Annotated in this window: 12 protein-coding genes and 1 pseudogene; 1 reads left to right on the plus strand and 12 read right to left on the minus strand. The window is 72.8% G+C overall.

Annotated features, from left to right (window positions below; all coding sequences use genetic code 11):
• Window positions 1-509: 509 nt before the first annotated feature.
• The 5 genes from ACZ5FU_RS09150 to bldG form a co-directional block, all read right to left on the minus strand.
• A complete protein-coding gene (locus ACZ5FU_RS09150; RefSeq protein WP_469045131.1) occupies window positions 510-2,027 on the minus strand; it encodes a DUF7059 domain-containing protein in 1,518 nt (505 codons plus the stop codon).
• A gap of 56 nt (window positions 2,028-2,083) precedes the next feature.
• Window positions 2,084-2,686: a small secreted protein gene (locus tag ACZ5FU_RS09155; protein WP_451528306.1), complete on the minus strand. Its 603-nt coding sequence runs from the start codon at window positions 2,684-2,686 to the stop codon at window positions 2,084-2,086.
• Between the two features lie 193 nt (window positions 2,687-2,879).
• Complete coding sequence (locus ACZ5FU_RS09160; RefSeq protein ID WP_451528305.1) at window positions 2,880-5,285, minus strand: sodium-translocating pyrophosphatase; 2,406 nt, start codon at window positions 5,283-5,285, stop codon at window positions 2,880-2,882.
• A gap of 327 nt (window positions 5,286-5,612) precedes the next feature.
• On the minus strand, window positions 5,613-6,044 hold the full coding sequence (locus ACZ5FU_RS09165) for an ATP-binding protein (RefSeq protein WP_451528304.1): 432 nt from the start codon (window positions 6,042-6,044) through the stop codon (window positions 5,613-5,615).
• Window positions 6,045-6,155: 111 nt separating this feature from the next.
• Window positions 6,156-6,497, minus strand: a complete 342-nt coding sequence (gene bldG, locus ACZ5FU_RS09170; RefSeq protein ID WP_009189842.1) for an anti-sigma factor antagonist BldG — start codon at window positions 6,495-6,497, stop codon at window positions 6,156-6,158.
• Window positions 6,498-6,578: 81 nt separating this feature from the next.
• Between bldG and ACZ5FU_RS09175 the strand changes: the two genes are divergently transcribed.
• Window positions 6,579-9,188, plus strand: coding sequence for a DEAD/DEAH box helicase (locus ACZ5FU_RS09175; protein WP_469045132.1), 2,610 nt, complete (start codon window positions 6,579-6,581; stop codon window positions 9,186-9,188).
• Window positions 9,189-9,217: 29 nt separating this feature from the next.
• On the opposite strand, the pseudogene ACZ5FU_RS09180 reads toward ACZ5FU_RS09175, so the two are convergent.
• The 7 genes and pseudogenes from ACZ5FU_RS09180 to ssd form a co-directional block, all read right to left on the minus strand.
• A pseudogene (locus ACZ5FU_RS09180) lies at window positions 9,218-9,556 on the minus strand (Rv3654c family TadE-like protein); the annotation flags it as partial.
• A 185-nt stretch (window positions 9,557-9,741) separates the two neighbouring features.
• Window positions 9,742-10,107 (minus strand): TadE family type IV pilus minor pilin, encoded by a 366-nt coding sequence (locus ACZ5FU_RS09185; protein ID WP_451780206.1) that lies wholly within the window; start codon window positions 10,105-10,107, stop codon window positions 9,742-9,744.
• Between the two features lie 34 nt (window positions 10,108-10,141).
• A complete protein-coding gene (locus ACZ5FU_RS09190; protein ID WP_451528301.1) occupies window positions 10,142-10,351 on the minus strand; it encodes a DUF4244 domain-containing protein in 210 nt (69 codons plus the stop codon).
• Between the two features lie 211 nt (window positions 10,352-10,562).
• Entirely contained in the window at window positions 10,563-11,348 is a 786-nt protein-coding gene (locus ACZ5FU_RS09195) for a type II secretion system F family protein (protein WP_451528300.1), read from the minus strand.
• Window positions 11,349-11,436: 88 nt separating this feature from the next.
• The gene (locus tag ACZ5FU_RS09200; protein WP_469045133.1) at window positions 11,437-12,282 is read right to left on the minus strand and encodes a type II secretion system F family protein; all 846 of its coding nucleotides are present in this window, start codon (window positions 12,280-12,282) and stop codon (window positions 11,437-11,439) included.
• 7 nt (window positions 12,283-12,289) lie between these two features.
• On the minus strand, window positions 12,290-13,507 hold the full coding sequence (locus ACZ5FU_RS09205; RefSeq protein WP_451780202.1) for a TadA family conjugal transfer-associated ATPase: 1,218 nt from the start codon (window positions 13,505-13,507) through the stop codon (window positions 12,290-12,292).
• A complete protein-coding gene (gene ssd, locus ACZ5FU_RS09210; protein WP_469045134.1) occupies window positions 13,504-14,604 on the minus strand; it encodes a septum site-determining protein Ssd in 1,101 nt (366 codons plus the stop codon). Before ssd ends, ACZ5FU_RS09205 begins: the two co-directional genes overlap by 4 nt.
• Window positions 14,605-14,757: the final 153 nt, after the last annotated feature.

Here is a 14,757-nt window from a genome sequence, read left to right on the forward strand (position 1 = left end):
ATCGCCCGCGCTCCTTGTCTTCCACCCGCGCGTGTCCCGTCGCCCGGAGACTGGCACGCGCGGGCGGCGCCGGGACGAACCCGGGGTGAACGCCGGGCCCACGGACGGGGGCGACGGTTCACCGGCGGCGCCGGGACGTCCGGGACGTCCCGGCGGGTGCGGGCGGTGGCACGGGCGGACCGTGCGACGGGCCTCACATCACAACCGTCCCGGACGTGTGACCCTCGTCGCCGGGAGACCGGCCGGGCGGTGACGCCTCCGTGTGCGGGGCGGTGACGCCTCCGTGCGGGACGGTGACGCCTCCGTGCGGGGCGGTGACGCCTCCGTGCGGGACGAGCACCCGCACCACCTCGCATGCGACGCCGCGCATCCCGGCCTTCCGGCGCCGCCGTTCCTCCCCGCCGTCCCCGTCCCCCGGCTTCTCCGCGATTCGTGAACACGGTCCGGCCGCCGGTGAGCGGGGAATCCCGGTGAGCGGGGCGACCGGCCTGTTCCACCCCCCGGGCGGCTCAGGCAGGCTCGAGGAACCCCTGTTCCACCAGCAACCTGATCTGCGCGGGCGTCCGGTCACGCAGCAGGACGGGGTCCTCGCCGACGAGCTGGGCGATGGCGTCCAGGATCCGGCCCGCGCTCAGCGAGCCGTCGCAGACGCCGGCGAACCCGGCGCCCACCGTGTCCACCTTGGTGGCGCGGCGCATCCCGCGGTGCTGGCGCAGCACCACGTGCTCCGGGTCCTCGGCGCCGGGCAGCCCCACCTGCTCCTGCACGACCTCCGCGGCGAGCCTGAAGTTCCCCGTCAGCAGGGCCGCGTCGTCGTGCCCCCGCAGGTAGTCGACCCGCTCGAAGTGGGCCCTGACCGTGTCGCCGAGCGGCTGCTCGATGGAGTGCGGCCACTCCTCCACGGTGATGGTGGGCTCGTCGGAGGCCGTCCTGCGCAGGGTGATCCAGCCGAAGCCGACGGCCTTCACCTTGCGCGCCTCGAACTCGTCCAGCCAGGCGTCGTACCGCGCGCGGTACTCGGCCGGGTCTCCCTGGTGGTCACCGGCGTCCCTGAGCCACAGCTCGGCGTACTGCGTGACGTCCTGCACCTCGCGCTGCACGATCCACGCGTCGCATCCGCGTGGCACCCACGACCTGAGTCTGTCCTGCCAGTCCTCCCCTTCGACGTGCTGCCAGTTGGCGAGGAACTGCGCGAACCCGCCCACGTTCAGCCGTTCCCCCGCTCCCTGAACGAGCGAGCGGCACAGTTCGTCCCCGCCCATCCCGCCGTCGCGGTACGTCAGCCGGGCCGCGGGGGAGATGACGAACGGCGGGTTGGACACGATGAGGTCGAACGTCTCGTCGTCTCGGACCGGTTCGAACAGCGAACCCTCGCGCAGATCGGCGGCGGGCGCGCCGGACAGGGCCATGGTGAGCGCGGTGATGTGCAGCGCGCGCGGGTTGAGGTCCGTCGCCGTCACGCGCGTGGCGTGCCGGGAGGCGTGCAGGGCCTGGATCCCGGAGCCGGTGCCCAGGTCCAGCGCGGCGGCGACCGGGGTGCGGACGGTGATCCCGGCGAGCGTCGTGGACGCCCCGCCGACGCCCAGGACGACGCCCTCGGCACGGCTGCCGATGCCACCGGCCCCGCCGACGGCGCAGCCGAGGTCGGACACGATGAACCAGTCCTCGCCGTCCGGCCCGCCGTAGGGGCGTACGTCCACGGTCGCGGCGACGTCGTCCGCGCCCGCACGCGTCAGCCAGCCGGCCTCCACGCACGCGGGCACAGGCAGCACGTCCCGCACGCGCGCGTACGGCACCGGCTGCTGGAGCAGGAAGAGGCGGACGAGCGCTTCCAGCGGCGTGTCCCCGCGGGTGGCGCGGAGCGCGGGCACGGTCTCGCTGCGCGCGAGGGCCGCGTACGCGGGGGCACCGAGCAGGTCGAGGAGGCCGTCGGCGGTGAACGAGGCCGCGAGCAGGGCTTCACGCAGCCGGGCGGCGACGTCGGAGTGGCCGGCGGAGGGCAGGGGGGACAGGGTGGCGTTACTCACGCCCCCATTGTGTCCCGCGGACGGGCCGCACGCCCGGCCCCGGCCGGCCGCCGCCGTCAGCTGGTCGTGGCGCGGGCCGACGACGAGGCCGCCACCTTCTTGCAGCTCTCCTGCTGGGCCATGGCGGTCTTGACGTCACCCTTCTCGAGGTTCTTCAGCGCGGTGTTCCCGCTCTTGCTGAGCTTGCCGAGTTCGGTGGCGATGTCCTGGAGTCCGTCGGCGAACTTCCCCTGGTCCTTCGTGTCGAGCGCGTCGACCTGCTTCTTCAGGCCGGCGTAGGAGGTGGACAGGCCGTTCAGGGCGGTCACGGCGTCCTGCTTCTTCTTCTCGCCGTCGTCGACGCCGGGCGGCGTCCCCGCCTTCTGGATGGCCTGCGCGAGCGCCTTGTAGGCGTCGGACATGTCCTGGAAGGCCTGGGAGTCGGTCTTCTGGACGTTCACCGGGGCGTTGTTGTCCGTGGCGGCCTTCTTGATCGCGGCGTTGGCCGCGTCGACCTTCGCGTCCTGGGCGGGCAGCGCGTCGCAGACCTGCTTGGCCCAGGCGTCGAGCTCCTTGTTGCCGTCGTCGCTGCTGCTGCATCCCGACAACGCCAGTACGAGTACCGCACCGCCGGACAGTGCGGCCGCGAGCTTCTTGTTCACCGGATAGGTCCCTTCCATGGCTCTCGGCCCCGGAACATACACGCCGACCGGGCGACAACCCCAGGACGAATGTTCGCTATGTGCATGAATGAAGCCATTTATACCAAGAGAGAGAAGGCTCACGGCCCGGGCCCGCCCGCAGCGGGGCGGGCGTACGGCACGTCAACACGTGTCGTACGCCCGCCCTTTGGTCTGCGGGACTTTCCGGTCCCTACGAAACCACCGCCGGGTCGGCGGACTTGGCCGGCTCGTCGGCGCCGTCCTCGTCGCCCATGGCGATGCCGCGCCGCTTGGACACGTAGACCGCGCCGACGATCACCACGAGCGCGAGGAGCGCGATCGCGACCCGTGCGCCGAGGTTCTTGTCGTCGCCGTAGCTGAACTTGATCACCGCGGGCGCGATGAGCAGCGCCACCAGGTTCATGACCTTCAGCAGCGGGTTGATCGCGGGTCCCGCGGTGTCCTTGAAGGGGTCGCCGACGGTGTCGCCGATGACGGTCGCCGCGTGGGCCTCGCTGCCCTTGCCACCGTGGTGGCCGTCCTCGACGAGTTTCTTGGCGTTGTCCCAGGCACCGCCGGAGTTGGCGAGGAACACCGCCATCAGCGTGCCCGCGCCGATCGCGCCCGCGAGGAACGCGCCGAGGGCGCCGACGCCGAGCGTGAACCCGACGAAGATCGGCGCCAGCACCGCGAGCAGTCCGGGCGTGGCGAGTTCCCGCAGGGCGTCCCTGGTGCAGATGTCGACGACCTTGCCGTACTCCGGCTTCTCGCTGTGGTCCATGATCCCGGGCCGCTCCCGGAACTGCCGCCGCACCTCGTAGACCACGGAACCCGCCGAACGCGACACCGCGTTGACCGCCAGCCCCGAGAAGAGGAAGACGACCGCCGCTCCCGCGATCAGGCCGACCAGGTTGTTGGGCTGCGAGATGTCCATCATGAGGGTCATCGGCGCGCCGTCCCCGGAGAGCTTCTCGCCGACGTCCCGCGCGCCGGTGGTGATGGCGTCGCGGTACGACCCGAAGAGCGCCGAGGCGGCCAGTACGGCCGTGGCGATGGCGATGCCCTTGGTGATGGCCTTGGTCGTGTTGCCGACGGCGTCGAGGTTGGTGAGCACCTGCGCTCCCGCCCCCTCCACGTCGCCGGACATCTCGGCGATGCCCTGCGCGTTGTCGGAGACCGGTCCGAAGGTGTCCATCGCGACGATCACACCGACCGTGGTGAGCAGGCCGGTGCCGGCCAGCGCCACCGCGAACAGCGCCAGCATGATCGACGTGCCGCCGAGCAGGAACGCCCCGTACACGCCCAGGCCGATCAGCAGGGCGGTGTACACGGCCGATTCGAGGCCGACGGAGATTCCGGCGAGCACGACGGTGGCCGGACCGGTCAGCGAGCTCTTGCCGATGTCGCGCACCGGGCGGCGCGTGGTCTCGGTGAAGTAACCGGTCAGCTGCTGGATGACGGCGGCCAGGAGGATGCCGATCGCCACGGCGACGAGGGCCAGGAGGCGCGGGTCGCCGTCCTTGCCCAGGATCGCCGCGTCGGTGACGCCGTCCAGGTCGGCGTAGGTGCCGGGGAGGTAGACGAACACGGCCACGGCGACCAGCACGAGCGAGATCACCGCGGAGATGAAGAACCCCCGGTTGATCGCGGACATGCCGCTGCGGTCGGCGCGGCGCGGCGCGACCGCGAAGATGCCGATCATGGCCGTGACCACGCCGATCGCGGGCACGAGCAGCGGGAAGGCCAGGCCGGCGTCGCCGAAGGCCACCTTGCCGAGGATCAGCGCGGCGACCAGCGTCACGGCGTACGACTCGAACAGGTCGGCCGCCATGCCCGCACAGTCGCCGACGTTGTCGCCCACGTTGTCGGCGATGGTCGCGGCGTTGCGCGGATCGTCCTCCGGGATGCCCTTCTCGACCTTGCCGACCAGGTCGGCGCCGACGTCGGCGGCCTTGGTGAAGATGCCGCCGCCGACCCTCATGAACATCGCGATGAGCGCCGCGCCGAGACCGAAGCCCTCCAGCACCTTCGGCGCGTCGGCCGCGTACACCAGCACCACGCACGAGGCGCCGAGCAGACCGAGCCCGACCGTGAACATGCCGACGACACCGCCCGTGCGAAATGCGATCTTCATCGCCCTGTGCGAAACGGCGGTGAGATCCTTTTCCGGTTCTCCTTCCGCCGGAGTCGCTTCCCGGGCCGCGGCGGCGACACGCACATTGCTGCGCACGGCGAGCCACATGCCGATATAGCCGGTGACCGCCGAGAACGCCGCACCGATCAGAAAGAAGATCGATCGTCCGGCGCGTTGGTTCCAGTCGTCCGCGGGCAGCAACATGAGCAGGAAGAACACCACGACGGCGAATACGCCGAGCGTGCGCAGCTGCCGGGTCAGATAGGCATTGGCGCCCTCCTGGATGGCCGCCGCGATCTTCTTCATGCTGTCGGTGCCCTCGCCTGCCGCGAGCACCTGGCGCAGCAGCACGCCCGCGACCACGAGCGCGGCCAGTGCGACGACGGCGATGACCACCACGAGGAGTCGGTTGCCGTCGGTCAGCACCGCGGCCGCGGAGGTTGTGGAGTGGTCCAACCGGTGAGGGAGAGAAAGCCCCGCCATTCGTCCTCCTTGACGCTTGGACTGAGCTCAAGATGTGGACGGATTCTAGGTACCGGAACCTGATCAAAACAGTGCGCGGTAAACGGAATTCGCCTTCGCCCGCAAATCCGTCACGGTAATGCCCTCAAGGCATTGTCGTTCGTGAATGGATTCACGAAACTCTCGGCAGGATTCACTCGTCCGCCCGGCAAGATTCACTTTTCCAAGATTCACTTGCTGGCACCACTGTAAGCGCGCCGTCGCACCTGCGCACATGCCGAAGGGCCCCACCTCGTGGGGCCCTTCGGGTACGGATGTGTCCGGCCGGGCCGGACGGGGGGTGCGGGGTCAGCCGAGCACCGCGGCCGACGGTGTGGTCGGCCACGTCATGCGAATCAGCCCGCCGTGTTCGCCGGCGGTGACCTCCACGTCGTCGACGAGGCCGCTGATGACCGCGAGGCCCATCTCGTCCTCCTCGGCGTCCGTGTCGAGGTCACCGGAGCCCGGCCCCCGGTCGCCGGCCGCGACCCGCGGGGCCTCGTCGCCCACCTCGATGGAGAACTGCTTCTCCTCCTCGATGAGCGACACCTTCACCGGGGCGGTGATGCCACCGCTCCGGTGGAGTCCGACGGCACGGGAGCATGCCTCACCGACAGCGAGCCTGACCTCGTCGAGAACGGCCTCGTCCACTCCGGACCTGCGCGCCACCGCCGCCGCCACCAGTCGGGCGGTCCTGACGTGCTCGGGCAGCGCGCTGAAGCGGAGCTCAACGGTGGCCATGCGTCCCCCTCGGAACTACGGGCGTGCTGTCGGGGGGCCGGGCTGCCGAAAGCCCGGTACCCCGGATCGTTCAACTGGGCCGTCCGGGTCACACGGGCCCGGACGGAATGGTCAGTCGGTGGCCGCGACCGCTTCGTCGACCGAGGTGTGAATCGGGAACACCTTGGTCAGACCGGTGATGCGGAAGATCTTCAGAATGCGCTCCTGGTTGCAGACCAGGCGCAGCGAGCCCTCATGGGCACGCACCCGCTTCAAGCCACCGACCAGCACGCCGAGCCCGGTGGAGTCGAGGAAGTCCACGCCCTCCATGTCGACGACAAGGTGGAAATTGCCGTCATTCACCAGCTCGACCAACTGCTCGCGCAACTTGGGCGCGGTATATACGTCGATTTCGCCACCGACCTCGACGACCGTACGATCGCCGACGGTACGGGTCGACAGGGACAGGTCCACGGATCCTCCAGCACCTTGCTATCGAGCGGTCGTCCCTCGGAACACCTGGGCAGGAGCCCCCGGGACGGTACGCCAGCCGCGATGGCATTCAATCACTTACCGGCAGGCGTGCACGACGCCTTGGCTCCATTGTCCGTCACGCCAGTGACACACTCGGTGCCGATGGCCAAGAATCACCGATCCGATCGACCCTCGGCACAGCCCGCGCCCCGCCTGTCGCCGGGCCGGATCCTGGACCGGCTCGCCCCGGGCCCGAACCGGGCGTCGCGCATCACTCATACGGAGCATGTGCCCCCGCGGGCGGGTCGCCATGCCGTCTGGCCTGACCGGATTCGCCCGGAGGTCGTCGCGGCACTGCAGACCCGTGGCATCGAGCACCCCTGGGCGCACCAGGCCGCCGCCGCGGAGCACGCCCTGGACGGCGAGTCGGTGGTCGTCGCGACCGGAACCGCCTCCGGCAAGTCTTTGGCGTATCTCGTGCCGGTCCTGTCCACCCTCCTGGACGGCGCGCAGGCACCGAACGGGCGCGGTGCCACGGCCCTCTACCTGGCGCCGACCAAGGCGCTGGCGGCGGACCAGTGCCGATCCGTGAAGGAACTTTCACGACCGCTGGGCACCGCGGTGCGCCCGGCGGTGTACGACGGCGACACTCCGGTCGAGGAACGCGAGTGGATCCGCCAGTACGCCAACTACGTCCTCACCAACCCGGACATGCTGCACCGGGGGATCCTGCCGTCCCACCCCCGCTGGTCCTCCTTCCTGAAATCGCTGAAGTACGTCGTCATCGACGAGTGCCACACCTACCGCGGCGTGTTCGGCTCCCACGTGGCCCAGGTGCTGCGCCGTCTGCGCCGCCTGTGCGCCCGCTACGGCGCCTCCCCCGTCTTCCTGCTGGCCTCCGCGACGGCCGCCGAGCCCTCGGTGGCGGCCGGCCGCCTCACCGGCCTCCCCGTGGTCGAGGTGGCCGACGACGCCTCGCCACGCGGCGAACTGGTGTTCGCCCTCTGGGAGCCACCGCTCACCGAGATGCAGGGCGAGAGGGGCGCCCCCGTCCGCCGCACCGCCACCGCCGAGACCGCCGGCCTCCTCACCGACCTGGCCGTCCAAGGCGTCCGCACCGTGGCCTTCGTCCGGTCCCGGCGCGGCGCCGAGCTGATCTCCCTCATCGCCCAGGAACGTCTCGCCGAGGTGGACCGCTCGCTGTCCGGGCGTGTCGCGGCTTACCGCGGCGGCTACCTCCCCGAGGAACGCCGTGCCCTGGAACAGGCCCTGCATTCGGGCGAGCTCCTCGGCCTGGCCGCCACGACCGCCCTCGAACTCGGGATCGACGTCTCGGGTCTGGACGCCGTCCTCATCGCCGGATATCCCGGTACCCGCGCCTCCCTGTGGCAGCAGGCCGGACGGGCGGGGCGTTCGGGCCAGGGGGCACTGGCCGTGCTGGTCGCCCGGGACGACCCGCTGGACACCTTCCTCGTCCACCACCCCGAGGCCCTGTTCGACCGACCGGTGGAATCGACCGTCCTGGATCCCGACAACCCCTATGTCCTCGCCCCGCACCTGTGCGCGGCCGCCGCCGAGCTCCCGCTCACCGAGGAGGACCTGCCCCTGTTCGGCCCTGAGACCGAGGCGCTGCTGCCTCAGTTGGAGGCCGCGAGGCTGTTGCGCCGCCGGACGAAGGCCTGGCACTGGACCCGGCGCGAGCGTGCCGCCGACCTCACGGACATCCGGGGCGCGGGCGGCCGGCCGGTCCAGATCGTCGAGTCCGGCACGGGCCGCCTGTTGGGCACGGTCGACGAGGGAGCCGCCCACTCGACCGTCCACGAGGGAGCGGTCCATCTGCACCAGGGCCGCACCTACCTGGTGCGGTCCCTGGACCTGGAGGACTCGGTGGCCCTGGTCGAGGAGGCGAATCCGCCGTACACGACGGTCGCCCGGGACACGACGGCGATCTCCGTGCTGGAGACGGACGTCGAGATCCCCTGGGGCGAAGGCCGGTTGTGCTACGGCTCCGTCGAGGTCACCAACCAGGTGGTCTCCTTCCTGCGCCGGCGCGTCGTCACCGGTGAAGTACTGGGCGAGTCGAAGCTCGACCTCCCTCCTCGCACGCTGCGCACGCGGGCTGTGTGGTGGACGGTCACCGAGGACCAACTGGACGCCGCCCGCATCTCCCCCGAGATCCTCGGCGGAGCCCTGCACGCCGCCGAGCACGCGTCCATCGGCATGCTGCCCCTCTTCGCGACCTGCGACCGCTGGGACATCGGCGGCGTCTCGATCCCCCTGCACCCCGACACCCTCCTCCCCACGGTCTTCGTCTACGACGGCCATCCCGGCGGCGCGGGCTTCGCCGAACGCGCTTTCCACACGGCCCGTTCCTGGCTGACGGCCACCCGCCAGGCCATCGCCTCCTGCGAGTGCGAGGCCGGCTGCCCGTCCTGTGTCCAGTCCCCCAAGTGCGGCAACGGCAACGACCCGCTGCACAAGAGAGGCGCGGTCAGGCTCCTGACGGAACTGTTGCGGAGCGCACCGGCGGAGGTCGGCCGGCCGGCCGACGGCGGCAGGACGACGAAGGACTTCGAAACGGTGGAGGACGACAGGACGGTGGAGGAAGACGGGACCGCGGAGGAACCGGTGGAGAACGGCGGGACCGCGCAGGAGGGAAGGCCGGGAGAGCGCGTGGAGCAGGTGGAGTAGACGGCGCGGCCCGGGACCGCCCGGGGGCGGGGCGGGGAGGCCGCCGCCGTCCCCTCCGGCGGCACCGGTCCCGCAGGCCCTGCCCGGGCCCGGACCTCCACCGTGAAGAGCCCCCGTCCCGCCGCCGCCGTCACGTCCGACACCTCCCCCACCACCACGCACCGCACCAGCCGTACGCCCTGTGCCCGGGCCAACCGGTCCGCGCGGGCGCAGGCCGCCTCGGTGCCGTCCGTCCAGTGCTCCGCAGCCGTGAGTGCCGCGAGGTCGGCGCCCCCGGCGGCGCGGTGCCGGGCCAGGACGGCCTGCCCGAGGGCGAGCACGGCGCCGAAGACCGCGCACAGCACGGCGAGCACGGTGAGGGTCCACACGGTCGCGGAGCCCTGGTCGGTCCGGCACCGCCTCCCTGCCGCGACACCGTCCCTCCGGCCGCGGGGCCCTTCCGATCCCGAGGGCGCCTCACGAGCAGGGGCGCCGGCGCCGCCCGTCTTCCGGCGTCGCTGCCCGACAGCGCTCCGGCCCTCCCAGGAACACCCCGCGCCTCCCCCGCGCGCCCTCACGGTCCCGCCTCCGATCCGGCTCCGGCCCCGCCGCCGTCTCCCGTGACCTCCACGTCCTCCGCCGCCGCCACGGCTTCCTCCCGTACCTCGAACGGCAACCCTCGCAGCACCGGTGGTCTCGCCACGACCACCACCCGGACCCGGTCGCCCTCCCTGGTGACCGTCACCCGCGCCCCACGTGGTGCCGTCGCCCGCGTCACCTCCACGACCGCGTCGGCCGGGTCCTGCCGGGCGGCGGCCCGGGCACCGGTCCTGGCCGCGTCCACGCACTGGATCTGGGCGGCCATGACCAGCAGTCCCCAGACGAGCGCCAAGGCGAACGCCACCAGCACCGGCAGCACCACGGCCGCCTCCGCCGTCACGAACCCCCGGTCCCCGCCTCGCGGCCGGTTCCGCTCATGTGCCCCCACTGAGCGCCCGCTTCACAATGTCCTGCAGCTCCGCCGCGACCGCCCCGCTCGTCACGACCTGGTAGAGAGCCACGGCGAACGCCACCGCCGCAACGATTCCCATCGCGTACTCGGACGTCACCATCCCCGCGTCCCTGCGCGCCGCACGCACCCGGCGCACCAGGAAACGCAGCCTCACTCGTACCGCCTTGCTCATTTCGACCCCTGTGAGTCTCGATCCCACTTACCGACGACCGGCCCCCTTGGACCAGCCGGACTGCTCGACCTGCTCAATCTGCTCGACCTGCCACAGTCGTCTCCCTCGCCGTGCTCCTCCGACCGCTTGAACCCACGGACCGGACGCGCCGACCGCCTTGCCCGGCACGGCCGGCCCGGACCGGCCGACCAGGCCGCCCCTCAGGTCCCCCTCACGGCCCACCCCCTCCCAGCACCCCACCCGCCAGGCCGATCACGACGGGCACGATCCCCACGACGATGAAGGCGGGCAGGAAGCACAGCCCCACCGGTGCGGTGACCATGACGGCGGCCCGTCGGGCCCGAGCCGTGCCGGCTCGGGCCCAGTCGGCGCGGGCGTCGGCCGCGATCCGGGCAACCGGCACCGCCGCCGGGAGACCGGACACGTCGGCCCGCTCCAGCAGCCGGGCCAGCGCCTCCGCGCCGGGCGCCGCCGCCAGCCTTCGCCACGCACCCGCGGGTTCGCCTCCCAGACGCACCTCGGCCGCACCACGTGCCAACGCTTCCCCGACAGGCCCGTCGAGTGCTTCCCCCACGGCTTGCGCCGCGATCACCGGCCCCGCCCCCGCCGCGATGCACGCCGCCAGCAGATCGGCCGCCAGCGGCAACTGCCGGGCCACGGCCCGCGCGTCGGCCTCGCTCATCGACTCCGTCGCCTGCCGCCTGCGGCGCCACCACCACAGCAGCGCCGCCCCGGCCAGCCCCAGGCCGAGACCGACGACCCCACCACCCACCGCCCACCCGGCACCCGCCACCGCCACCTCCGGCAGCCACCGGTGGACGGCCCCCCGCACCCCGGGCCGCGGAACCTGCGGCTTCGCCGGGCGGGCCAGCACCTCGGCGAGCCGCCGTCTCGCCCGCCGCCGACGCCGCAGGGTGTCCGCGCACCGCACCGTCCACCCGAGGGTCATGACGATCCCCACGGCCGCCCCCAGCCCGTGGACGACTTCCGCACTCATCCCGCCTCCCCACCACTCGCTCGTCCTTCGTCCGCCTCACTCGGCCGACCGGCGCAGACCCGCCTCGCACACCCCTCCTTCCTGCTGCTCACGCCTCCTCCGCACCTCGCACGATCCGCAGCGCCCACCACGTGCCCAGGCCCTCCAGCGCCCCGCCGACGAGCAGGCACCCGAGGCCGGCCCCGGTGTGCAGCAGGACGTGCAGCGGGTCCGCGCCGAGTGCCGTGCCCAGGAGGAGCCCCAGGACCGGCAGACAGGCGAGCATCACCGCAGTGGAACGAGCTCCCGCCAACTGCGCTTTCAAATCAGCGCGTTGGTCGCGTTCGGCGCGCAACGCCCCTTCGAGCCGGTCGAGCCCTGCGGCGAGTCCCGCGCCCTGGTCCACGGCCACCCGCCAGCACGCCGCGAGCCCCGACAGACCACCGGCCCCGGACTGCCGTGCCGCACCGGTCAGCGCGCCGGGTACGTCACCCCCGAACCGGGCGGCCGCCAGCACGGCCGCCTGGGCCTCACCGAGCCCTCCCGAGTCGCGTGCGGCGCGCTGCAGGGCCTCACCGGGCTGCCTCCCGGAGCGCACCTCCCCGGCCAGCGCCGCGCACAGCGCGATCACCGCGTCCGCCCGGTGCTCACCCGCCCTCCGAGCCGACCGGGCCCGCCGCGCACGACGCAGCAGGGGTACCCCGGCCGCCCCCGCGGCGACCGGCAGCACCGAGCCGCCGAGCACGGCCACGAACAGCCCGACGACCGGTGACCACCACTCGGGCCGCCAGCGTGCACGCATGCGCCGCAGGTCGTGCGCCAGGCCCTGCCACGACGGTGGCCCGCCGCCGGCCGCCCCGCCCCCGTCCAGCAGCAACTGCGCCCGCCGAAGCGCCGAGTACGGTCCGCCCCACAGCAGAACCGCCACCCCGGCACAAGCGACAGCCGCGCTCATCGGCACCTCACCCGTCCCGCCTGTCATACCCATGGCTCTCTCCGCTCCTCTCGCTTCGCAACAGCTCCCTCAGCCGCTCCCACCCGCGCTCGCACGCGAACGCATCCGACCGCCAGCGCAATGCCGGCACGGTCCGCACCAGCCCCGAGGGGTCCCGCTCCAGCACGTGCACCTCGGCGATCCGCCGTCGCCCGGCCGGATCGCGCACGAGGTGCAGCACCACCGACAGCGCGGCCGCCAACTGACTGTGCAGAGCCGCCCGGTCGATCCCGGCCGCCGTGCCCAGCGCCTCGAGCCGGGCGGGGACGTCGGCGGCGGCATTGGCGTGGACCGTCCCGCACCCGCCTTCGTGGCCCGTGTTGAGGGCGGCCAGCAGATGGACGACCTCCGCTCCGCGCACCTCGCCCACGACCAGCCGGTCCGGCCGCATCCGCAGCGCCTGCCGCACCAGGTCCTCGAGCGTGACCAGCCCGGCACCCTCCTGGTTGGCCGGTCTGGTCTCCAGCCGCACGACATGAGGATGGTCCGGCCGCAGTTCCGCCGAGTCCTCCGCCAGGACGATCCGCTCCCCCGGCCCGACCAGCCCCAGCAGCGCACTGAGCAGCGTCGTCTTGCCGGTACCGGTGCCTCCGCTGACCAGGAAGGACAGACGGGCCCGCAGCAGTGCCCGCAGCACCTCGTCCCCGCCCGGCGGCACCGTGCCCGCGGCCACGAGTTCGTCCAGGGTGAACGCCCGTGGCCTTACCACTCGCAGCGCCAGGCAGGTGCAGTCGACGGCCACCGGGGGCAGTACGGCGTGCAGCCTGGTGCCGTCGGGCAGCCGTGCGTCCGCCCAGGGCCGGGCGTCGTCCAGGCGTCGTCCGGCCACCGCGGCCAGACGCTGCGCGAGGCGCCGCACGGCGGCCGCGTCCGGGAAGGAGACGGCGGTCAGCTCCAGGCCGCCACCCCGGTCGACCCAGACCCGGTCGGGAGCCGACACCAGGACGTCGGTCACCGACGGATCGGCCAGCAGCGGCTCCAACGGACCGCTGCCGACCAGCTCGGACCGCAGTTGCTCGGCCGCCCCGAGCACTTCCGCGTCCCCGAGGACACGCCCCTGTTCCCGCAGCGCCTGCGCCACGCGTGCGGGTGTCGGTTCGGCTCCGCTCTCGGCGAGCCACTGGCGTACACCGTCGAGGAGTGCGCCGGATCCCCGCGGCCGGTCGAGCCTGGGCTGCGTGCTCATACGGCGCTCGCCTCGGTCAGCGCCCGATCCCAGAACTCCTTGCAGAAACGGGCCAGCGGACCGCGTGCGGACCCACCGGGCGGCGCCTTTCCGCCGTCCGGGCGCAACAGGCCGGACTCGACGGGCACCTCACCGGCCAGGGGCAGTCCGAGCAGGCGGGACACTTCACGGTCGTCGAGTCCGGGGGCGTACGGACCGCGTACCACCACCCTCAGGTCGCGCAGGACCATGCCGACGGCGGACGCGACCCGTCCGGCCGCTGCGACGGCGCGCAGTTCGGCGGGGACCACGAGGAGACCGACGTCGAGCTGGGCGAGGGCCTCGGCGACCCCGTCGTCGATGCGCCGCGGCAGGTCGACCACGACCGTGCCGCCGCGGCGGCGGGCGGCGGCGAGCACCGCCCGCACGGCCTGTGGCGGGACGGCGACGCAGTCTCCACGGTCCCAGCTGAGCACACGTAGTCGATGAAGCGCGGGCAGCGACTCCTCCAGTGCTCCGCCGCCGACGCGCCCTCGTGAGGCGGCGAACGCCGGCCAGCGCAGTCCTTCGACGGTCTCGCCGCCGAGCAGTACGTCGAGCCCGCCGCCCAGTGGGTCCGCGTCCACCAGGAGGGTGCGCAGGCCTTCACGCGCGGAGGTGACGGCGAGAGCACAGGCGAGCGTGGACGCTCCGGCCCCGCCGCGCCCGCCGACGACTCCCACGGTGAGAGCCGGCCGGCCGACGCCCTCGGCGACGTCGGCGATCCGGTCGACGAGCCACTGCTCGCCGTCGGGCAGCACCAGGACGTGGTCGGCTCCGATCTCGACCGCCCTGCGCCACACCCCTGAGTCGTCCTGGTCGTGTCCCACGAGGACCACTCCACGGCGGCGGGCGGCGCCGCGCACACGGCGGGCGGCGTCGTCGCCGACCAGGACGAGCGGCGCGGACTCCCAGCCGCCCCGTTGCGGGGGCACCGAGTGGTGCACCTCGGGGGTGGCGCCGGCGGCGGCGCACAGCCGCAGCAGGTCGTCGAGGAGCGCCGCGTCCTCGGTGACGATCAGCGGCCTGTTCTGCCGCCCTCCGGCGGCCGGCGGGTCGTGTGTGACGGCTCCGGTCACGGTTTCCTCCCCTTCGCCGCGTGGCGCGCAGTCCTCTGCGGCCCCGCGAATCCCGTACGTGTGAAGAACCGGCGCCCGGTCTCCCTATGAAGGTCCGCCGGATACCGATCCGGGCGACCGGCAAACGGAACCGGCCCGGAACTCGGTGCGAGC

Source organism: Streptomyces sp. NPDC031554 (genome assembly GCF_055580685.1).

What these genes read in the sequence shown, in the direction of transcription:
- ACZ5FU_RS09175 (WP_469045132.1), top strand. Translation starts at nt 6,579, where the DNA reads ATGGCATTCAATCACTTACCGGCAGGCGTGCACGACGCCTTGGCTCCA.
- ACZ5FU_RS09190 (WP_451528301.1), bottom strand. Translation starts at nt 10,351, where the DNA reads ATGAGCAAGGCGGTACGAGTGAGGCTGCGTTTCCTGGTGCGCCGGGTG.
- ACZ5FU_RS09165 (WP_451528304.1), bottom strand. Translation starts at nt 6,044, where the DNA reads ATGGCCACCGTTGAGCTCCGCTTCAGCGCGCTGCCCGAGCACGTCAGG.
- ACZ5FU_RS09200 (WP_469045133.1), bottom strand. Translation starts at nt 12,282, where the DNA reads ATGAGCGCGGCTGTCGCTTGTGCCGGGGTGGCGGTTCTGCTGTGGGGC.
- ACZ5FU_RS09205 (WP_451780202.1), bottom strand. Translation starts at nt 13,507, where the DNA reads ATGAGCACGCAGCCCAGGCTCGACCGGCCGCGGGGATCCGGCGCACTC.
- ACZ5FU_RS09155 (WP_451528306.1), bottom strand. Translation starts at nt 2,686, where the DNA reads ATGGAAGGGACCTATCCGGTGAACAAGAAGCTCGCGGCCGCACTGTCC.
- ACZ5FU_RS09195 (WP_451528300.1), bottom strand. Translation starts at nt 11,348, where the DNA reads ATGAGTGCGGAAGTCGTCCACGGGCTGGGGGCGGCCGTGGGGATCGTC.
- ACZ5FU_RS09160 (WP_451528305.1), bottom strand. Translation starts at nt 5,285, where the DNA reads ATGGCGGGGCTTTCTCTCCCTCACCGGTTGGACCACTCCACAACCTCC.